Raw genomic sequence first — 21,420 nt, forward strand, 5'->3', positions numbered from 1 at the left:
CTTTGTAAATAAAATACTAAAAGCCATTCTTAATTGAATGGCTTTTTTTATTTTTATCAAATGATAAATACTTCTTTTCTAGATAAAATTGCGGCTGTTGTAATTCACGAATATTCGGATAAACTTGCAGAAACCACCATTGTTTTACCTAACAAAAGGACAAAGGTGTTTTTAATCGAAGCGCTTAAAAAAGAAACCACAAAAACAATTCTTTCTCCTGAAATTATTAGTATAGAAGATTTTGTACAGGATGTTGCATCAATAAGATCTGTAGATTCTATTGAGTTATTATTTGAGTTTTATGAAGTTTATTTATCGGTTACTGAAAAACAGCATCAGCAGTCTTTTGAATTGTTTGCTAACTGGGCAAAAACACTTCTTCAGGATTTTAATGAAATCGATCGTTATCTTTTGGACCCCGCTCATGTTTTATCTTATCTGAAAGATATTGAAGATATTAAAAAATGGGGAATCGAAGTTGAAAACAAAACTAAGCTTTTAGAAAATTATATTGATTTTTGGAAGTTACTCCCTCTGTATTACGAATCACTTTACAGTCATCTTTTAAATAAATCAATTGGTTATCAAGGTTTAATTTACAGAGAAGCGGTAAACAATCTAAATCATTTTTCAAACACAATTGTAAACCGCAATTTTATTTTTGCCGGATTTAATGCTTTAAATGCAGCCGAAGAAAAGATTGTGCAGCATCTTTTAGCTTTAGATCAGGCTAAGATTTATTGGGATGTTGATCAGGCATTTTTAAACGATCCTTATCATGATGCAGGGCTTTTTGTCCGCCGATTTAAAGAAAGTTGGAAACACTATAAATTTCATCCTTTTGAGTGGATTGTGGATGATTTTTCCCAGTCTAAAAATATTAAAATAATTGGCACTCCAAAGACCATTGGACAGGCTAAGCTGGCCGGAAGTATTATAGAAGAGTTGATAAATGAAAACCCTACAGCTTCTCTTGATAAAACTGCAATAGTTTTAGGGGAGGAAAATTTATTAATCCCGGTTTTGTATTCTCTTCCTGCTTCAGTTGGCGCACTTAATATAACAATGGGATATTCCGGCAAGAATAATCCATCACAGATTTTGGTTGCTAAGTTTTTCAAAATGCATACAAATGCACTCTCGCGGACTGGCGGCAGTTATGTTTTTTATTATAAAGACGTTTTGGATATTTTGACGCATCCATTAGTGGAGCCTTATGCAAAGACAAATCATATTGTTAGAATTATTAAAGAGAACAACTATACGTTTATTACACTAAATAAAATTTTAGAACTTAATCAAAATCCATCACAATTATTTTCTTTATTATTTCAAAAATGGGAAAACGGATCGATTGCTGTTCTGGAAAATATCTCTGCAATTTTACTTCTTATAAAGCAAAATTTTGACAATGATAATGAAGAAGAAAAAATAGCAAAAACTTTTGTATATGCTGTTTTTAAGGTAATTAATAAACTTATTAATTATTATTCTCAACATGAGCATATAGATAATATAGACACACTTCACGCAATTTATAAGCAGATAATCGATGTGGCAGAAGTTTCGTTTGAAGGAGAGCCTTTGCGCGGTCTCCAAATTATGGGTGTCCTTGAAAGTCGTGTACTTGATTTTGAAACCGTAATTATAACTTCTATGAACGAGGGGAAATTTCCAGCAGGAAAATCTCAGAATTCATTTATACCTTACGATGTTAAAAAAGAATTGGGCCTGCCTACTTTTAAAGAAAAAGATGCAATTTATACCTATCATTTTTATCATTTGCTACAGCGGGCGAAAAACATTTATTTGATATATAATACAGAAAATGATGGATTAGATGCCGGTGAGCGAAGCCGTTTTATAACGCAGTTAGAAGTAGAGAAAAAATCAAAACATAGTTTGACTTTTGATATCTATAACCCAGTTTTGCCGGCAACGGCTTATCAGCCAATGGTTATTCCGAAATCAGAAGCGGTTATGGAACGTTTAAAAGAAATTGCCGCTGCCGGATTTTCTCCTTCAGCGCTAACGAGTTACATTCGAAACCCAATTGAATTTTACTTTCAAAAAATCCTGCGAATTAGGGAAGTCGAAGAAGTAGAGGAAAACATTGCATTAAATACACTTGGAACCATTATTCACGAAACATTAAGAGTTTTATACGAACCTTTTATAGGGAAGTTTATTTCAGAATCTGATTTATTGAGCCGTTTTGATTTGTTGGATGAAGAAGTTTTAAAACAATTCAAATTGGTTTATAAAGAAGGGGAAATTAAAAAAGGGCGAAACCTTCTGGCATTTGAAGTTGCCAAGCGAAATGTTTCTAATTTCCTTAGAATGGAATTGGAATCTGTCAGAAATGGAGACGCGATTCAGATTATTGCTTTGGAACAAACTTTTCAAAGAAATTTAATTCATCCAGGTCTGCCGTTTCCGGTATTAATAAAAGGAAATGTCGACCGAATCGAACTTCGGAACGGCAGAATAAGAATTATCGATTATAAGACCGGAAAAGTCGAAAAAACAAATGTTATCCTTAAATCATGGAATGGATTAACACAGGAGCTTAAAAACGACAAAATTATTCAGGTTCTAGCTTATGCCTTTATGTTTGAGGAACAAGCCGGAGATACGCCAATAGAAGTTGGAATCATTTCTTTTAAAAATTTAAAATCTGGATTTCTGCCTTTCGGATTTAGAGAAGAAAGAGATTTGGAGATAACAGTGAGCAAAGCTATTTTAAGTAGTTATACAGAGGAATTAGTTTTATTGCTGAGTGAAATATTTGACAGTAGTATTCCTTTTGAAGAAAAAATCTAATAAGCCCAAAAGCTTTCATTATTTTAAACTGATTTATTTTAGAGAGCGGAACATTTTTAATGATCAAATTTATTTAGCGCTAAACAAAATATTGCATTTTTTAACATTTGCGAATGAAATTGCTGTTACATGAGAAAATAAATAAATTAAGAAAAGCACTTTAAAATTCCTTGAATTTGAATCGTAAATCAGTTTTTTAGTTTTACTGAATTGACTTATTTCAAGGCTGTGTAATAAATTGTTTTCTGTCTGAAAATCAATTTTAGAAGATAAAAAAATCGACATAGAAAAAAGTAAAGCTTATTAACACGATTTTGAAAATGTAATCCTGACTAAAAGTGATTAATTTTTTTTGCAAAATGTAAGCTTCACATCATAAAGGAAAAAGCTGCAATTATCAATGCATAATTATCGCAGCTTTTTGTAAGTAGTTTTTAACTAAATATTTTTTTGAAAAAGCCTTTTTTTTCAGGTTCTTGTGAATTCGTATTGTTAACCGGTCCGTTTTCAAAACGAAATCTTCTAAACTTCATCAATTTTACATTTAAATCAAAGCGTAATTCGTCAACTGTTTTCATTGGAATAATTTTTTGCAAATTTAAGAAAAACTTCTATTAAACTGATTATCTGAGCCTCTAAGAGGTGTGTTTTGAATTTTATGGATTGAAATGTTTGAAATTCGGGCAATTCCTTTTTTTCTGTTAAATATTTTTAAGGATTTTCTTTTAAACAATGCGATAAATTATACTATAAATAAAAGTGGTTCAGCTAGTTGTGTACCGCATTTTTTTAACATGTGTTTATAGCACAGTTTTACTTATTACAAATAACTTTGACTTTTTAAATAATTAACAGCCTTATGATTGATTTAAATACACTGGTAGAAGAGACTGGAGCAGAATCTGGAATTAGTTTTAATATAGATGGAATTTTGCTGGAATCTGTCAATTTAGAATATGATGGAAATGTTGCGGCAATGATTGGAATGATTTTAAAAATGTGTTTAGAAATGTCTGAAGATGTTAACAATGGCGATCTAAAACAAGTTATGATTAAAAACAATGACGGCATCGTGGTTGCAAATAAAAATCAGGACGATAATTGTGTAGCCTTACTTTCTAAAGATATTAGCAAAATGGGTTTATTGCTAAGAAAAATGGATACCGTTTTTAATAATTAATTCAAACCAATATACAAACATGTCAGATTTTTTACAGAATTTTCAAAATGATTTAAGAGAGAATGTTAGCGGATTTATTGCAGTTTCAGTAACTGAGGTTGAGACAGGAATGTCTTATTGCTCACTTTCTGTAAATCCAGATTTTGATCCGGAATTAGCATCTGCTTATAATTTAGAAGTTGTAAAAGCAAAAATAAACGCCATTAAAGCTTTAGGATTAGATCAAAAAATAAACGATATTTTAATTACATTGACGGATCAAATACATATTATAGATGTTTCTGAAGATGGACAGTATTTTATTTACTTAGCTGTCGACGCCAAAAAAGCTAATCTTGGATTAACAAGAGCAACTTTGGGAAAATTCAAGAAAGATATTATTTCGAAATTATAAGTTTTGCCCCCAAAATGAAGAAAAGGCTGTTCCGATTTATACGGAATGGCCTTTTCTGCTTTTAAAGTGTTTTTATTTAGTTGAAGAAATCTAATAATATAGGTTTTAGCTCTTCCTTATTTTCGATGTGACTCATGTGTCCGTCTTCAAAAGAAATTAACTCTACAGTTGTATCTTCTATTTGGGCAAGATTTTCTTCATAATTTAAAACCGGATCTTTTTTGCCTAAAATCAATAAAACCGAAAATCGGTTTTCATGTAAAAGCCATTCACGGTCTTTTCTTATTTTCATTCCTTCAAGAGAAGCGATAATTCCCTGCAAAGGGGTTTTTAAAGCCTGTTCTCGTACTTTTTCAATTTCGTCTGCTAAACGGGTTCTGTTATTTTCGCTGAATAAATTAGCGATTGCCAAACTCACAAAATTCACATAATTCTGTTTTACGGCTTTTATCGCTCGGGTTCTGTTTAGTTTTTTCTCAGCGCTGTCTTCTTTAGAAGTTGAATTTTGTAAAACTATTTTTTGTGTTTTTTCCGGATATAATTCGGCGAAAGCCAAAGCAGCGTAACCTCCCATAGAATGTCCAAGAATTGCAGCTTTTTCAATTTTCAGATATTCCAAAACTTCATTCACTGCACCTGCATTGTCTTCCATTTCATGCACATAACCCAAACAATCAGATTCTCCGTGACCTAATAAATCAATGGTAATAACACGATATTTTTTTGAAAACAGTTCAACATATTCTTTCCACATTGTCTTGTTTTCCAAAAAGCCGTGAAGCAGTACAATTGCATTTCCTTCTCCAGAATCTGTAAAAGATATTTTAGTGTTTTTATATAGGATATTTTTCAAAATCTTGTTTTTATAATGTAAAGTGCAAAGATAAAAAAGGTAAAATCATATCAGAAATATAAGTTCATTTCAGTTAAAGAATATAAGCAATTGAGTTCAAATTAAATGCACTTATATTTCTGATATGCTTTAAAAAAATACGGCTCTCATTTCTGAAAGCCGTCTATATAGTAATCCTGATTGTGTTTTCATTTTAAGAATTCATCAAACTCTCAATTTCGTCTACTTCAATCGGAATATTGCGCATTAAGTTGAAAGGTTCTCCTTTTTCCTGAACCACAACATTATCTTCTAAACGAATTCCGAATTTTTCTGCCGGAATGTAAATCCCCGGTTCAACGGTGAAAACCATATTTGCTTTCATTGGTTCATGAAGTAATCCGTAATCGTGCGTGTCAAGTCCCATGTGGTGCGACGTTCCGTGCATGAAATACTTTTTGTAAGCAGGCCATTCCGGATTTTCGTTCTGAACATCGGCTTTGTCAATTAAGCCCAAACCAAGCAATTCAGAAGTCATGATTTTACCGACTTCAACGTGATATTGTTTCCAAAGCGTTCCTGGAATCAACATTTTTGCAGCTTCATTTTTCACTCTCAAAACAGCATTGTAAACTGCTTTCTGGCGATCTGTAAATTTTCCAGAAACCGGAATCGTTCTGGTCATATCGCTTGAATAGTTTGCATATTCTGCCGCAACGTCAAGCAATAACAAATCTCCTGCTTTACATTGCTGATTGTTTTCGATATAATGCAAAACATTCGCGTTGTTTCCAGAAGCAATAATTGGTGTATAAGCAAAACCTTTAGAACGGTTACGTATAAATTCGTGCGCCAGTTCGGCTTCCACTTCGTATTCGGTAACATTTGGTTTTACAAATCCTAATAATCTGCGGAAACCTTTTTCTGTGATATCACAAGCGTGCTGAATCAAATCGATTTCTTCGCTTTCTTTTATAGAACGAATGCGCTGTAAAATTGGGTTGCTTTTCGCCACATTGTGCGCTGGATAACGCTCTTTCCACCATTTTACAAAACGAGCTTCGCGGGTTTCTGTTTCTACAGTTGCGCGGTAATGTTCGTTTGTATTGATGTACATCGTATCGGCATACGTCATCATTTCGTTCAAAATTTTATGAAAATCCTGTAACCAATAAACGGTTCTGATTCCCGAAACCTGAAAAGCACGTTCTTTAGTTAGTTTTTCACCTTCCCAAACTGCAATATGATCGTTGGTTTCTTTTAGGAAAAGAATTTCTCTCTGACTTTCGTAAGGAGCATCCGGAAACAAAAGTAAAATACTTTCTTCCTGATCGACACCACTCAGATAAAAAATATCCCTGTGTTGCGCAAACGGCAAAGTACTGTCGGCGCTGATTGGATAAATGTCATTGGAGTTGAACACGGCAACAGAATTAGGTTTCATTTCTGCCATGAACTTTCTGCGGTTTTTTACAAAAAGACCACTGTTTATTTGATGATATTTCATAATTATTTCGTTTTTGAACTTCGAATTTCAAAATTACGTTTTTTAGGCAAACAGCGGGAAATTGATTTATTAAAGTTTTCTTATTTGTTGTGGATTTTGATTTGTTCTATTTTAACTGTGAAGTGCACTAAGGTTTACGCAAAGTACGCACGGACTATTTTTTGCTCGCAAAGTCGCGGAGACGCAAAGTTTTTGTCCTGTTTTGTCTCCCTGAGCGAAGTCGAAGGATCAGTACAAAGTTTGTTTCTCACAGATTTGGCAGATTTTCCGCCAATCTTGTCATTTCGAGGAACGAGAAATCTCCGCAATCAAAATCGCCAATCTTTGTCGAGTTTCTTACGGAGATTTCTCGTTCCTCGAAATGACAAAATTGTGGCGATAATTTTAATTTGGACCTTAATATTTTGGGCGTGTCCCTCTGGGTCGGGCTTCGGCTATATCTTTTATTCCGCTATCGCTTTATAAAAGGCTTTTACCCTCACGCGAATACGGTTTTACAAGTAGTTTTTATAACAATGATTTTAATTAGTATTTTCGTTAAGAAAAAGCAAATTCTATTAGTTCAATGAATAATGAAAGCATAAAAATATTAAGAAGCAAAATTTCTATTCCTTTGAACAAGGCAATTGAACTTCTCAAAAAGAATAATGGCGATGTGGTGCTTTCTGAACAAGATTTCCATGATGAAAATATAATAGAAATTTGCAAAACAACAGATTGTGATGAAGAAACAGCTAAAAAAGAATATCAGATTTGTAATTTGGATGTAATAAAAACTACTGAAAGAATTAACCAAAAGCCTGTGAAAATAGGAACAGGAAAATTTTCCGACGCAAAAATTGGGTTTGTTTTGTGGCCTGGAAATGAAAAAGGAGAATTTTATAAAACAGAAAAAAGAAATGATGTTTTTATTTCGACAGAAGATTTTAATCTTGTTCAGAGGTTGTTTGAATCTGTTTTTCCCATTTGTAATGATTTAGGTTTTGTAGGACAGGAATCATTTGATATTACAGGACATAATTTTTTTAGTAATGAAATTTGCCAATTAATTGTAAGAGAAATAAAAATGCTAAAAAATAATGATGAGGAGGTTCAATCTTTTTTGAATAAACTAATAAATTGGTTCGATGATAAGTTAAGCTACGCAGATTATATTGTAGTTTATGGTAATTTATAAAATTATGAACTCAAACATCAAAATAAGAAAAATCCAAATCCAAGACTTAGACTTTGTCTACAAATCGATATGCGAACTAGAAAATGAAATTTTTGATTTCGAAACTTTCAAATCAATATTCAATGAAAACATTTCAAATCCAAACCATCTTTATTTAATCGCTGAAAATGAAAACGAAAGTTTAGGTTTTATTACGTTTCATATTCAAAACTTATTGCATCACTGCGGTTTGGTTGGCGAAATTCAGGAGTTTTTTATTGATAAAAACCATCGCGGAAAAGGTATCGGAAGAAAATTGGTTGATGAAATAATTCTTTATTCAGAACAAAATAATTTAAAAAGCATCGAAGTAACGACGAATAAAAAGCGGTTAGAAAATGTTTTAATTTATGAAAATCTGGGTTTTACTTTGTCGTATAATAAGTTTACGATTTCTTGATGGCAGTTTTTTTGTCATTTCGACGAAGGAGAAATCTTCGCAAGTAACTCCATAACTATAATCCAATCTTTATAGAGCTTCTAACGGAGATTTCTCCTTCGTCGAAATGACAAACTATATGTAAAATAAAAAAACCGAAGCTTTTTGCTTCGGTTTTTTATAATTGCAATTTGGAATTTTTTATTCGAATTTAATCAATCCACTTATAATATCTCGCCCCAATCAAAACTGGGATTTCTTTCTCGATTCGGTCTAAAACCCATTCTTGTTTTGGAGTTCTAACACTTTCTTTTTGTTCTTTTTTATGAAGTCTTTCGTAAGTGTTGAAATCAATTTCTATGCTTTCGGCTAAATTTTCAAAAAGCTTCACCTTTTCTAAAGCTGATTTCCATTCCGGCTGGATTGTTCCTTCAAAAACTTTCGATTTAGATCCGCTTCCGTAAGCTAAGAAACCAAATTTTTCGCCAGCAATTTCTGTTTTGGTATCATAAAAGTGAGCCAGAGTCGATAATAATCCCATGAAAATGGAACCTGTATACAAATTTCCAATTAATGAAGAAGCCAACTCTGCGGGTTGTAATTTCTCGGTTACAAAATTTTTGTATTCCTCAGATTTGCCAATTTCTTTAATTTTTATCTGATAATCCGCAGGAGCAATATCATCAGAAATAATTTTTTCGGCATTGTCTAAAGCGTAAATTTCAGACAACATTCTTCTTCCCTGAAAAGAATAAGGCAAATGCATTACAATGCTGTGCCAGGTATTATATAAGGTTTCAGTAGTGTTTTTTAATTTTTTGAATGAAAAATACGCATTCCGCGTACGATCCATATAACACTGATTGGAATATTGACCGTCAAAAACTGGCTGGTCTTTATGAATTTCGATTTCGGCTTCTAAATTATCAAACCAATTGTCGTTGTTTGTATTTTGAGTAATCGCTTCTTTAGAAATCGTTCTGTAAGGTTTAAAGAAATCGAAAACACCTTTTGTGCTTGTTGCCCAATTATCATCAAAAGCAATAATTTTTGGATCTGCGGAAATTAACATTGCAACAGCTCCGGCGCCCTGAGTATATTCTCCGCCAGAGTTCAAATCGTATTTAGCAAAATCACTTGTAACTACGATTGCTTTTTTTGCAGGGTTTAATTTTACAAAATCAAGACAGTTTTGCATCGCGTCGACTCCGCCAATGCAGGCAAAAGTAAAATCGACAACATCACATTCGGCCAGAGAATCTTCGCCAAATTTTTGCTCCATTAAACTAATTAGGTAAGATGCAATTGGTTTAGAGCTGTCGATGCCGCTTTCTGTACCAACATAAATTCGACTGATTTCGTGTAGGTTTATATGATTGTCCTGAATTAGTTTGGTCAAAGCATTTGCACCAAACACAACCGCGTCCTGATGAACGTCCGGAAAAGTCATTTTTAATAATCCAAGACCTTTTTCTAATTTTTCTGGTTCAATATTTCTGGCAATTGCCAAAGTTTTTATGGGTAAATGTATGTTGGCTACATCAAAAGAAATAGCGTCAATTCCTGTTTTCATTCTTATTTTTTTGAGCTGCTAAAGGTAAAACTATGTGACGGACTGACAATTTTTTGGTCTTATAAATTGAACCTTAAGAATCACTTTTGAAGAAAATAAATTAAAACTTTGAATAAAATAACAATATGATAAATTTTTAGTCATGTACTTAGAGTTGATCTAGGCGCTAAAGCTTAAAAAGCAGGTTTTTGGTTTTTTTATAATGAATTATTTTTTAGCAGTATTTGTTTTGTAAGTAAAAATACTTAGGTGTTCTCTATTTTAAAATGATTATAAATAACAACGAAATGGTTGTAGTTCTTTGGTAATTGCGTTATTTTTGTCTAATTTTTTAAAACAAACTACTTAAACACTTATGGCACAATCTGCACAGTTGAATGCTTCCATCTTAAAGAAAGTAGCTATGGCTCTTTCGGGAATATTCTTAATCACGTTTTTAGCGCTGCATGTTTCCTTAAATTTTATTTCTATTTTGAGTGAAGACGTTTTCAACGAAGCTTCTCACTTTATGGGATACAATCCGCTGATTCAGTATGTAATGCAGCCAATTTTGGCATTTGGAGTAATTTTCCATTTCGTAATGGGATTTGTACTTACGGCTCAAAACAGCGCAGCAAGACCAATTGCATACGCAAAATACAACGGAGCTGCAAATGCTTCTTGGAGTTCTAGAAATATGATTATTTCTGGATTGGTTATTTTGGCTTTCTTAGGATTGCACTTTTATGATTTCTGGTTTCCTGAAGTAAGCTATAAATACATAGCCGGAACAGCACCAGATGCTACAAGATATTATGGCGAGTTAGTTCATAAATTTCACGACCCAATCCGTACGGCTTTATACTGTGTGTCTTTTATCCTTTTAGGTTTTCACTTATGGCACGGGTTTGGTTCATCTCTTCAGTCAATGGGGATGCATAACAAATACTCTAGATTTTTAGCAAAAGTAGGATACTGGTTCGCAGTTGTAGTTCCGGCCGCTTTCGTAATTATCGCATTATTTCATCATTTCAACCAATAATTAATATCAATTATAATGGCATTAGATTCAAAAATTCCAAATGGTCCTATAGCGGACAAATGGACAAATTATAAAGATCATATTAATTTAGTAAACCCTGCTAACAAACGTAATCTTGATATTATCGTTGTTGGTACAGGTTTGGCCGGAGGTTCAGCTGCGGCTACTCTGGCAGAGTTAGGATATAACGTAAAAGCATTTTGCTTTCAGGATTCTCCACGTCGTGCGCACTCAATCGCAGCACAAGGTGGTATCAATGCGGCAAAAAACTATAAAGGTGACGGTGACTCTGTTTACAGATTATTTTATGATACTGTAAAAGGAGGAGATTACCGCGCTCGTGAAGCAAACGTTCACCGTTTAGCTGAAGTTTCTGCAAATATTATCGACCAGTGTGTGGCTCAAGGAGTGCCATTGGCTCGTGAATATGGCGGACTTTTAGATAACCGTTCTTTTGGAGGAACTTTGGTTTCCCGTACATTCTATGCACAAGGACAAACAGGACAACAATTATTGTTAGGAGCTTATTCTGCAATGAACCGTCAGATTGGTCGTGGAAAAATTAAAATGTACAACCGTCACGAAATGCTTGACTTAGTAATCGTTGATGGAAAAGCGAGAGGTATTATCGCTCGTAACTTAATTACCGGAGAAATCGAAAGACATTCTGCTCACGCGGTAGTAATTGGTTCAGGAGGATACGGAAACGTATTTTTCCTTTCAACAAATGCTATGGGATCAAACGCAACAGCAGCCTGGAAAATTCATAAAAAAGGAGCGTTCTTCGCAAATCCTTGCTACACACAAATTCACCCAACTTGTATTCCGGTTTCAGGAGATCATCAGTCAAAACTGACTTTGATGTCTGAATCTTTACGTAATGATGGTCGTATTTGGGTTCCTGCCAAATTAGAAGATGCTCAGGCAATTCGTGAAGGAAAGAAAAAAGCAACAGATTTATCGGAATCAGAAAGAGATTATTTCTTAGAAAGAAGATATCCTGCTTTTGGTAACCTTGTACCTCGTGACGTTGCGTCTCGTGCAGCTAAAGAAAGATGTGATGCCGGATTTGGAGTTAACAAAACCGGAGAAGCAGTTTACTTAGACTTCGCAGCAGCGATCAAACGTTACGGAACTGAAGAAGCTTATGTAAAAGGTTTAGATGCTAATGATGCCGCTTTGGTTACTAAATTAGGAACTGCAATCGTTAAAAGTAAATACGGAAACTTGTTCCAGATGTACTTGAAAATTGTAGACGAAGATCCTTATGTAACACCAATGATGATTTATCCTGCGGTTCACTATACAATGGGTGGTACGTGGGTTGATTATAATTTAATGACTACAATTCCGGGATGTTTCTCAATTGGAGAATCTAACTTCTCTGACCACGGAGCAAACAGACTTGGAGCTTCTGCTTTGATGCAGGGATTAGCTGATGGATATTTCGTATTACCTTATACTATTGGAGATTATCTTGCTCCGGATATTAAAATGGGACCAATTTCTACAGATTTACCTGAATTCGTAGAAGCTGAGAAAAACGTAAAAGATCAAATCGACAGATTTATCAATAATAACGGAACACATTCTGTAGATTATTTCCATAAGAAATTAGGAAAAATCATGTGGGATAAGGTAGGTATGGCTCGTAACGCTAAAGGTTTAACTGAAGCTATCGAAGAAATTGCTGCTTTACGTGAAGAGTTTTATAAAGATGTAAAAGTACCTGGAAGCGCTTACGAATTTAATCAGGAACTGGAAAAAGCAACTCGTGTTGCCGATTTCTTAGAATTAGGAGAATTGTTCGCGAAAGATGCTTTACACCGTAACGAATCTTGTGGAGGTCACTTCCGTGAGGAATACCAGACAGAAGAAGGAGAAGCACTTCGTGATGATGAAAACTTTGCATATGTTGCAGCCTGGGAATACAAAGGAAAACCAAGCGATGCCGTATTACACAAAGAACCTCTTAATTACGAAAACATTAAATTAGTTCAAAGAAGCTACAAATAAGAATTTGGTCGAAAGTCCAAAGTCTTAAAGTCCAAAGGCAGAATGTGTCAGGTGACTTTCGACTTTCGACTTGATGACTTTCAAACTAAAACGGTATGAAACTTACATTAAAAATATGGCGTCAGAAAAACGCCCAAGATAAAGGAGGGATTGTAGAATATCCTATCGATGGAATCGAACCAGATATGTCTTTCCTTGAAATGCTTGACGTTCTTAACGAACAATTAATCAACAGAGGAGAAGAGCCAGTTGCATTTGATCACGATTGCCGTGAAGGTATCTGCGGAATGTGTTCTTTATTTATCAACGGTGAAGCACACGGACCAGACAGAGGTGTTACAACTTGTCAGTTACACATGCGTATGTTTAAAGATGGCGATACCATTTTTATCGAACCATTTAGAGCAAAAGCTTTTCCGGTAATTAAAGATTTAGTGGTTGACAGAAGTTCTTTTGACAGAATCCAGCACGCTGGTGGATTTATCTCTGTAAATACTTCAGGAAATACAATCGATGCGAATACTATTCCGATTCCTAAAGATGATGCAGATAAGTCATTTGACGCTGCAGCATGTATTGGATGCGGAGCGTGTGTGGCAACTTGTAAAAACTCTTCGGCAATGTTATTCGTTTCTGCAAAAGTTTCTCAATATGCTTTATTACCACAAGGTAAAGTTGAAGCTACTGACCGTGTTTTAAACATGGTTCACCAAATGGATTTAGAAGGTTTTGGTAACTGTACAAATACAGGAGCTTGTGAAATCGAATGTCCAAAAGGAATTTCACTTGAAAATATTGCGCGTATGAACCGTGAATATTTAGCAGCAAGCTTAAAAGGTTAATCCAAAAACAATTTAGTATATTTCGAAAAACGCATTCATTAATTGAATGCGTTTTTTTTTATCCTATTTTCACTTAAAATCTAACCCAAAAAACAAAATCATTTTAATGAAAAGAATTTTACTTGCCGTAATGCTGATTATCAGTTTTGAAAATTACTCTCAGGTTTATGTCGATTACACCTATAAAAACAATGAGAGCTTCTAAATAAATTAAGAAACGCATTCAAATTAATGAATGCGTTTTTTGTTTTTTACTCATAATACAACTGCGTAGCACTTATTTCTTGTTTTTCTTTTCCTTCCTGCTGTATAAAACAACTTAAAGTTGTGCCGCCAATCTGGTCGAAATAACTAATGTTGAGTTTGTGAAATCCTTTTTCGAGTTTAACAGCTCCAAAAGCTTCATTAAGCCAATGTATTCCGTCGTTATTTATAACTAATTCATTATCTATAAAAAGCTTCGATCCGTCGTCTGAAAGAGTCGAAATCGTATAATTTGTCGTTTCCGGGATAAAGATATAACCGCTGAATTTTAAACCGATATAACGCTCTAATTTCGTTTTCCATTTTTCGGAACTAATTTTGCCTTCGAAAATGCCTGAATTAACTGGTTTTGCCAATTCTAAATCCTGAGTCTGCTGAAAGAATGTTCCGGTATAATAATCGAATTTTAATCCGTTTTTGGTCAGTTTTATAGCTGAAGCCGATTTTAATTCCGGATTTCTAACCAATATTTTATTGATGGAACTTTTTCTTCCGCCGGGACTTATCTGAACCGTTTTAATAATTCGGAATTCGCCTTTCGGAATATTTATCGTTACAGGTTTGGTATAAAGTTCAGCCGTTTCATCCGGATTATAGCCATCAATGGTATAAAAAATCTGCCCGTTTTTAATCGTTGGTTTTAAATCTAAAATATATTTTGATGCAATTAAAGCCGTTTCTTCAGCACCAAAAGGAGTCGGAACTTTATAAAGTCTTTTTTGCGATTCCAGTTTTTCTAAATGATGCGGAATCTGATTTAAAATAAAACGATTATAGTTTTTGTTTTGTGGTTCGGTCCAGGCAATTTCTGCTAAAGCAAATAAACGCGGATAAAGCATATAATTTAATTTAGCCGGACTTGTTAAATATTCTGACCAAAGATTCGACTGCACGCCCATAATATATTTTTGTTCCTCAATCGTTAAACTATCGACAGGAGTTGGATTATAGTTATAGATTTTTTCAACCGTTGTTAATCGTCCGATAGTTAAAGGTTCCTGAGGCGAATATCCCTGATTGTAATCTAAATACAAAACCTGTTCCAGATTCATAATTACAAAATGTTTCTGTTTTGCAGCACTTATTCCTCCGGCTTCTCCACGCCATGACATCACGGCTGCATTTGGTGCCAGTCCGCCTTCGAGCATTTCGTCCCAGCCCAAAATTTGCCTTCCATGGGCATTTAAGAATTTTTCTATTCGGGTAGTCAGGTAGCTTTGTAATTCGTGTTCGTTTTTTAAACCTAAAGACGCAATTCGTTTTTGGCAGTTCGGGCATTCTTTCCATCTTGCCTTTGGACATTCGTCGCCTCCAATATGAATATATTTACTCGGAAACAAGGCTATAACTTCGGTTAAAACATCTTCTAAAAAAGTAAAGGTTTCTTCTTTTCCCGCGCAAAAAATATCTTCAAAAACGCCCCAGGATTCTGCGACTTTATAATTTCGATCAGGAAAACACGATAAATCTGGATAAGCAGTAACGGCTGCAGTTGCATGACCCGGCATTTCGATTTCCGGAATAATATTGACATAACGCTCTTCGGCAAATTTTACAATGTCTTTAATTTCTTCCTGAGTATAAAAACCACCGTATGGATTTCCATCAAAAAAATAAGGAAATCTTTCGAATTTATTTCCCACTAAAGTCTGTGCTCTTTTTGATCCGACTTCTGTTAATTTTGGATATTTTTTAATCTCAATTCGCCAGCCCTGATCATCGGTTAAATGCCAGTGAAAGTTGTTTAATTTATAATATGACATTTGTGCTATAAAATCTTTTATAACATCAACAGAGAAAAAATGCCGGCACACATCGAGATGAAGGCCGCGGTAGCCGTATCGGGGCTGGTCTTCGATGGTTAAAAACGGTAATTTTACTTCCTGATTTTTGGGATTATTGGGTAAAAGCTGTAATAAACTCTGAACAGCATAAAATAATCCTTCTTCACTTCCGGTAACGGTAATTTTTTTAGATGTAATATTGATTTTATAAGCTTCTTTTTTTGGAGAAAAAGAGGGCTTTTCGGCAATAAACAAAACTTCAATATTACTTTTTTTATTTGCTGTATTTGAATTTACAGCCGACTCAAAAATCTGTGCAGTTTTAAATTCTTTTGCACTGTATTTATTCTTTTCAAATGCAACTTTAATTTTTCCGTTTATCTGAATGCTGTCGCCGGTCGTTTGAAACGAGTTTGGTGCAGGAATTATAGAAATATTGCCGGAAGTACTTTGAGCATTTCCGAAAGAATAAAAGAAAATTAAAAAGAGAAATATACTTTTTTGCATGGTTACTTTTTTGTTTGTTAAACAAATTTAAGGTTTGTAAAATAGTTTGCATTTTTTTTGCAAAAGGTATTTTGGTTTAAATGTCTTTAAAATAGTGCAATTAACTTTTTAATTACGTTGTGTTATAATTTGTTTCGCAAGAATATTGCATTTATTGTTTACATTTGTTCAAAAAAGAATTCGCATGAATAATGATAATGAAGTGGTTAATTACACTAAAGAAGAACGTAAAAATCTTATTTTAAAAGAGATTAACTTGCATACTCGTGTAAGTTTTGAAACCCTTTCGGCTAAATTATTTGTTTCAGAAGATACTGTAAGACGTGATATTAACGAACTTGAGTCAGAATCTTTATTGATTAAAGTAAAAGGCGGCGCGATGACAAAAGCGTACCATCATTCTTCCTCTAATCAGACTTATGCAGGCGAATCAAAACAAATTATCGCGCAAAAAACTTTAGGACTGCTTCATGACGGAATGGTTCTTTTAATTGGCGGCGGTACCACCATTCGAGAATTCATCCGTTTAATTCCTAATGACTTAAACCTGACTATTTTTACCGTCACCGTTTTGTCTGCGGTTGAACTTTTAGACAAACCCAACGTCAAAATTATCATGATTGGCGGCAGCATTTCATCATACAGTCAAATGTGTGTGAGCGGCGATGTCTACAATCAATTAGCGAACATTAAGGTGGACTTATTAATTTTGGGAACCAATGCTTTAGATATTGAAGGCGGTTTCTCAGATTCTGACTGGGAAACGGTTCAGGTCAAAAAAGCAATGATTCAGGCTTCAGAAAAAACAGCAATTCTTACGATTTCTGAAAAACTGGATACGGTTTTAAAAATGAAAATTGCCAGTTTATCTGAAGTGGATTACGTTGTGACGGAAGTTGATCCTACAGACGAAAAACTACAAGCGTATAAAAAGGCAGTTCCAAGTCTGGTTTTTATCTAATCCCAGTTTTTTATTAAAAAGTTAATCCAGTTCTGGTGAAAGATTTTATCCAAATCTGCATCAGAGTAGCCGTTGTTTTTAAAAATCAGAACCAGTTTTTGCAAATCGGCAATCGTATTTAAATCATAGGGAGATTGTTCTGTTCCAAAAGCGCCGTCAAGATCTGAACCTATCCCAATATGATTAGCATTTCCGGCCAATTGGCAAATATGATCCATATGTTTAAAAACCGTTTCTAAATTGCAGTTTGTTTCCTGCGGCGTAGAAACTCCTCTTTCCCAATTCGGAACCAGCATCCAGGCATCTAAAGCACCTCCAATAACAGCCCCCTTTGAAATTAAAGCCAGTATCATTTCATCGCTGTATTGACGGTTATGGTCAACCAAAGCTCTGCAATTGTTATGACTTGCCCAAACTGGGCCATTATAATGATCTAAAGCCTGCCAAAAAGCATCGTCGCATAAATGCGTAGCATCCAAAATAATATTTAAACGTTCCATTTCCTTTAATAAATCAATTCCGTTTTGATTCATTTTTCCTGTTGCGTCTGTTCCGTTTGCGTAGCGTCCGGGACCATAATGTGCCGGGCCAATTGCTCGTAATCCGTAGTTGTATGCTTTTTCCAGATATGAAATATCAATAATAGAATCAGCGCCTTCTAAACTCAGAATATAGCCAATTGGTTTTTTATCGTTTGGCGTTCCGTCGTTCCATAAATCAATTTGTTTTAAAAGTGATTTTTTATCTGTAATCTGCGTAATTTCTCCCGCTTCTTCCATGGCTTTGTACCACGCAAGCTGTCCCTGTGTTTGCGCCCAGGCCTGCTCTGGAGAATTCCAGCCCGGAATTAAACTGTCGGGTTTTACAAACCTTGCGATTTGAGTTGCTACGACAATTCCGATATTGCCGCGTCGTAAATCAGGAAATGAAACCGTTGCGCGCTCACGATCCGGTTTGTCGGTCATTCCTTTTTCTAAACTTCGCAGCGTAGGAACATCATTTCTTAAATCACGGTTCCATTCCATTGCATTCATGCTCAGATCTAAATGGGCGTCTATTATAAACATATTTTTGACTTAAATTTATATATTAATTTCTCTGTTTCTGGCGGCAACTTTCCATTCATCACAAATTTGATGTCCTTTATTGATAACCTGAACACTGTCATACAAAGCGCAGGTGGGACAGACGTGATAAGGAAGTGCATAAATAGTATCGCCAATAGTATATGTGTTTTTTCCTTTATTTTCTAAAATCAGATGTTCTTCCGAATGTGCTGTTGGAATCAGACTGGCGTCATTTAAAATCACTAATCTTTTATCAATTGGATTTTCAGAAGAAACAGCTTTGTATCCAATATCAATACAAAGAGTTGAATTTGTTGGTTTTGAAATTATGGTTCCAACAATAACCAAAGCCGGTTTGAATTTTTGTTCGGGTAAGTGAATCTGGTAATTTGAATCCCAAAAAACAAAAGTTCCGGGACTGCATTCTACATTTTCCTGCGAGGCATAAAACGGAAATGTATTAGAACCTCCGGCAACAATTTTTAATTCGTAACCCAGTTTTTGGTTAAGAATTCCTGTTTTATCTTTTATTTTAAAAAATGCTTCTGAGGCATTTGCCGTTCTTTCTTCAGCACTTCCTTTCAAATGGCCGTCGTAAATATGGATTCCCGCAAAATGAAGATTTTTTAACTTCATGATTTTATCTGCCAAAGTGGTCCAGTCTTCCAAAATCGAAAATCCGGTCCTGTTCATTCCGGTATTTAAATCCAGATAAATATTCAGTTTTAAATTGTTTTCTTTTCCAATTTCATTTAAGGCTTTCGCCGAATCAAGATTGTCAACAATAGTCGAAAAGTGAATATTTGGATATTTCTGAATCAACAAAATCCATCTTTCTTTTTTAATTCCAACTGGCTGATAGGCGAGCAGAACATCCGGAACTTCATGAATTGCGGCAAGTTCGGCTTCGGCAATTGTAGCGCATTTTATTTTCTTGATGTTGTAAATTTTAAACAACTCCAGGATTTCGCCAATTTTATGGGTTTTAATATGAGGTCTTAACTTTTGAGTATCACCATTTACTGACCCGATAAGACGTTCGAGATTAAACCGTATCCGATCTTCGTAAACAGCTAAAAAAGGCGTATCGATTAAGATATCAGATTTAATTTTCCACCAGTTTTCTTCCATAACTTAGTTTCTTGTTTTTTCGACAACTTCAATTAAATTTTGAAAAGCTTTTAATGATCGCTCATAAGTTAAATTCAAAAGTATCTCTTTCGAAAATAAATTAGAGCCAATTCCAACACAGACAACACCAGATTTAAACCACGATTTTAAATTGCTTTCTTCAAGGGTCACGCCTCCGGTTGGCATTATTTTCAAATCAGGAAAAGGCGCTCTTATCGCTTTTACATATCCGGGACCGCCAATTTTGTCGGCAGGGAAAAGCTTAACAATTTCAGCTCCTAATTTATTGGCTTGTAATATTTCGTTTAATGTAGCGGCTCCCGGAATCCAGTAAATATTATTTTTAAGACAGTAAGCACCAATTTCCGGATCAGTATGCGGACAAACAATACAGTCGGCTCCTAATTGATGATATACTGCTGCTTCATCAACAGATAAAATAGATCCAACTGCTATTTTTACATCTAGATTATTTGCCTTTTTAAAAGCTGTCATTTGAGTAAAAACTTCTTTAGCATCATTTGCACGAGCGGCAAACTCTATAATTTTTATGCCGGCATCAGCCGCTGACTGCAATATGATTTGGGCTGTTTCTATTTTGATTTGAGTCACCAGCGGAAGTACTCCCTGCGTTTTTAAAATGCTGTACATATTCTTTATCTGTTAATTCTGTTACTTGAACCGTTTTTAATAAAATGGCTTATTTCATCGGGACTTGTTATAGCAAAATCCCCATGAATACTTTGTTTGATAACACCGCATGCTGTTGCCCATTCGATACATTCCTGAGGTGTTAATTTATTGGATAGCCCGTATAATAATCCTGCATTGAAGGCATCACCGGAACCAATCTGGTCTGTTACAACATGTATTTTATGTTCTTGTGTCTGGTAAAAATTATTTTCATGTATTAATAATCCTTTGTATAAATGCGCCGGACCATCTGATTTTCTAAAACTCATGGCAAGTGTTTTCAGGAAAGGCATTTTTTGTTTTAACAATTCAAATGTTTTTTGAAAACGATCTGAATCAGATGCTGAGCTGTCGGTTTTAATTCCGAAATAAATTTCGACGGCATCTAAATCGGCAACAGTTATAGTGCTGTATTGCAATAAATCCGGCATTATTTCAGACGGATGTTTGCCGTACTGCCATAATTTGGAACGGTAATTAAAATCAGATGAAATGGAAAGGCCTTTTTTATGCGCGGTTAAAATGGCTTCTTTACAAGCCAAACCAGCCTGATCTGAAACTCCCGGACTTATTCCTGACCAATGAAAATGGGTAACATCTTTTAAGGCCTCGTCCCAGTTAATCTGATCTTTTTGAATCGTTGCAAATGAAGAATTACTGCGATCGTAAATAACCTGCGACTGCCTTATTTGATTTCCTGCTTCAACAAAATATAAACCTAAGCGTTCTCCGCCGTAAACACACTTTGAAGTATTTACTTTGTATTTCTGAAGCTCGTTTAAAGCCAGCTGGGCTAAATCATTTTGAGGCAATCGGCTGATATAATCGGTTTGAATCCCTAATTGAGAAAGTAAAACACAAACATTGGCTTCGGCACCGCCTACATGAACTTTTATTTCATCTGTCTGCGTAAACCGGTTTCCATTGGCAGCATTCATCCGGAGTAATAATTCTCCAAATGTCGCTATTCGTGTTTGTGAGGTATTTGTATTCATGTTGTTTTATTTTTTTGCCACAGATTTCACAGATTAAAAAGATTTTTTTGCCACGAATTGCACGAATTAACACAAATCATTGCGCTTAAATAATTCGAGAAATTAGTGCAATTCGTGGCAAAAGATTTAAGCGTAATCAAAAAAAAATCATTTTAATCTGTGAAATCTGCGGCCTATAATTTAAAAATCAGCCACAGACTTTCGGATTAAATTATTTTCCTTAACCAATTCAGAT

General features: G+C 34.6%; 18 protein-coding genes. 9 read left to right on the forward strand and 9 right to left on the reverse strand.

Going from position 1 to position 21,420, the window contains the following annotated elements:
• Window positions 1-60 precede the first annotated feature (60 nt).
• Window positions 61-2,823 (forward strand): PD-(D/E)XK nuclease family protein, encoded by a 2,763-nt coding sequence (locus ASE21_RS08460; RefSeq protein WP_057122370.1) that lies wholly within the window; start codon window positions 61-63, stop codon window positions 2,821-2,823.
• A gap of 434 nt (window positions 2,824-3,257) precedes the next feature.
• Here the strand turns inward: ASE21_RS08460 and ASE21_RS21835 are convergent, their stop codons facing one another.
• Complete coding sequence (locus ASE21_RS21835; RefSeq protein WP_157848774.1) at window positions 3,258-3,401, reverse strand: hypothetical protein; 144 nt, start codon at window positions 3,399-3,401, stop codon at window positions 3,258-3,260.
• A 281-nt stretch (window positions 3,402-3,682) separates the two neighbouring features.
• Between ASE21_RS21835 and ASE21_RS08470 the strand changes: the two genes are divergently transcribed.
• Together ASE21_RS08470 and ASE21_RS08475 are read left to right on the forward strand one after the other, a co-directional pair.
• Window positions 3,683-4,003, forward strand: a complete 321-nt coding sequence (locus ASE21_RS08470) for a roadblock/LC7 domain-containing protein (RefSeq protein ID WP_057122160.1) — start codon at window positions 3,683-3,685, stop codon at window positions 4,001-4,003.
• 19 nt (window positions 4,004-4,022) lie between these two features.
• A complete protein-coding gene (locus tag ASE21_RS08475; protein ID WP_057122161.1) occupies window positions 4,023-4,397 on the forward strand; it encodes a hypothetical protein in 375 nt (124 codons plus the stop codon).
• A 76-nt stretch (window positions 4,398-4,473) separates the two neighbouring features.
• Here ASE21_RS08475 and ASE21_RS08480 read toward each other — a convergent pair whose 3' ends face one another.
• The gene (locus ASE21_RS08480; RefSeq protein WP_057122162.1) at window positions 4,474-5,250 is read right to left on the reverse strand and encodes an alpha/beta fold hydrolase; all 777 of its coding nucleotides are present in this window, start codon (window positions 5,248-5,250) and stop codon (window positions 4,474-4,476) included.
• A 193-nt stretch (window positions 5,251-5,443) separates the two neighbouring features.
• Entirely contained in the window at window positions 5,444-6,736 is a 1,293-nt protein-coding gene (locus ASE21_RS08485) for an aminopeptidase P family protein (RefSeq protein WP_057122163.1), read from the reverse strand.
• Window positions 6,737-7,301: 565 nt separating this feature from the next.
• Between ASE21_RS08485 and ASE21_RS08490 the strand changes: the two genes are divergently transcribed.
• Together ASE21_RS08490 and ASE21_RS08495 are read left to right on the forward strand one after the other, a co-directional pair.
• Window positions 7,302-7,913, forward strand: coding sequence for a hypothetical protein (locus ASE21_RS08490; RefSeq protein WP_057122164.1), 612 nt, complete (start codon window positions 7,302-7,304; stop codon window positions 7,911-7,913).
• Between the two features lie 4 nt (window positions 7,914-7,917).
• Window positions 7,918-8,352, forward strand: a complete 435-nt coding sequence (locus tag ASE21_RS08495; protein WP_057122371.1) for a GNAT family N-acetyltransferase — start codon at window positions 7,918-7,920, stop codon at window positions 8,350-8,352.
• Window positions 8,353-8,542: 190 nt separating this feature from the next.
• On the opposite strand, the gene ASE21_RS08500 is transcribed toward ASE21_RS08495, so the two are convergent.
• Window positions 8,543-9,904 carry a hydroxymethylglutaryl-CoA synthase family protein gene (locus ASE21_RS08500; RefSeq protein WP_057122165.1) on the reverse strand — a complete coding sequence of 454 codons (1,362 nt, stop codon included), beginning with the start codon at window positions 9,902-9,904 and terminating at the stop codon, window positions 8,543-8,545.
• Between the two features lie 355 nt (window positions 9,905-10,259).
• Here ASE21_RS08500 and ASE21_RS08505 point away from each other — a divergent pair, with 355 nt between their 5' ends.
• From ASE21_RS08505 to ASE21_RS08515, 3 genes are all read left to right on the forward strand, one after another.
• A complete protein-coding gene (locus ASE21_RS08505; protein WP_057122166.1) occupies window positions 10,260-10,925 on the forward strand; it encodes a succinate dehydrogenase cytochrome b subunit in 666 nt (221 codons plus the stop codon).
• A 15-nt stretch (window positions 10,926-10,940) separates the two neighbouring features.
• Window positions 10,941-12,941 (forward strand): fumarate reductase/succinate dehydrogenase flavoprotein subunit, encoded by a 2,001-nt coding sequence (locus ASE21_RS08510; protein ID WP_057122167.1) that lies wholly within the window; start codon window positions 10,941-10,943, stop codon window positions 12,939-12,941.
• Between the two features lie 95 nt (window positions 12,942-13,036).
• Window positions 13,037-13,783, forward strand: coding sequence for a succinate dehydrogenase/fumarate reductase iron-sulfur subunit (locus ASE21_RS08515; protein ID WP_057122168.1), 747 nt, complete (start codon window positions 13,037-13,039; stop codon window positions 13,781-13,783).
• A gap of 251 nt (window positions 13,784-14,034) precedes the next feature.
• On the opposite strand, the gene ASE21_RS08520 is transcribed toward ASE21_RS08515, so the two are convergent.
• Entirely contained in the window at window positions 14,035-16,338 is a 2,304-nt protein-coding gene (locus tag ASE21_RS08520; RefSeq protein WP_057122169.1) for a family 20 glycosylhydrolase, read from the reverse strand.
• Window positions 16,339-16,522: 184 nt separating this feature from the next.
• On the opposite strand from ASE21_RS08520, the gene ASE21_RS08525 reads away from it, so the two are divergent.
• Window positions 16,523-17,299, forward strand: coding sequence for a DeoR/GlpR family DNA-binding transcription regulator (locus ASE21_RS08525; protein WP_057122170.1), 777 nt, complete (start codon window positions 16,523-16,525; stop codon window positions 17,297-17,299).
• On the opposite strand, the gene ASE21_RS08530 is transcribed toward ASE21_RS08525, so the two are convergent.
• The 4 genes from ASE21_RS08530 to ASE21_RS08545 are packed head-to-tail and all read right to left on the reverse strand — an operon-like array spanning window position 17,296 to window position 21,185.
• Complete coding sequence (locus ASE21_RS08530) at window positions 17,296-18,366, reverse strand: dipeptidase (protein ID WP_057122171.1); 1,071 nt, start codon at window positions 18,364-18,366, stop codon at window positions 17,296-17,298. The genes ASE21_RS08525 and ASE21_RS08530 overlap by 4 nt on opposite strands.
• A 15-nt stretch (window positions 18,367-18,381) precedes the next feature.
• Window positions 18,382-19,497, reverse strand: coding sequence for a D-TA family PLP-dependent enzyme (locus tag ASE21_RS08535; protein WP_057122172.1), 1,116 nt, complete (start codon window positions 19,495-19,497; stop codon window positions 18,382-18,384).
• A gap of 3 nt (window positions 19,498-19,500) precedes the next feature.
• On the reverse strand, window positions 19,501-20,148 hold the full coding sequence (locus ASE21_RS08540; RefSeq protein ID WP_057122173.1) for an aldolase: 648 nt from the start codon (window positions 20,146-20,148) through the stop codon (window positions 19,501-19,503).
• 5 nt (window positions 20,149-20,153) lie between these two features.
• A complete protein-coding gene (locus ASE21_RS08545) occupies window positions 20,154-21,185 on the reverse strand; it encodes a sugar kinase (RefSeq protein ID WP_057122174.1) in 1,032 nt (343 codons plus the stop codon).
• Between the last annotated feature and the right edge of the window lie 235 nt (window positions 21,186-21,420).

The sequence above is a fragment of the Flavobacterium sp. Root901 genome, from assembly GCF_001429765.1.
Classification (GTDB): Bacteria; Bacteroidota; Bacteroidia; order Flavobacteriales; family Flavobacteriaceae; genus Flavobacterium.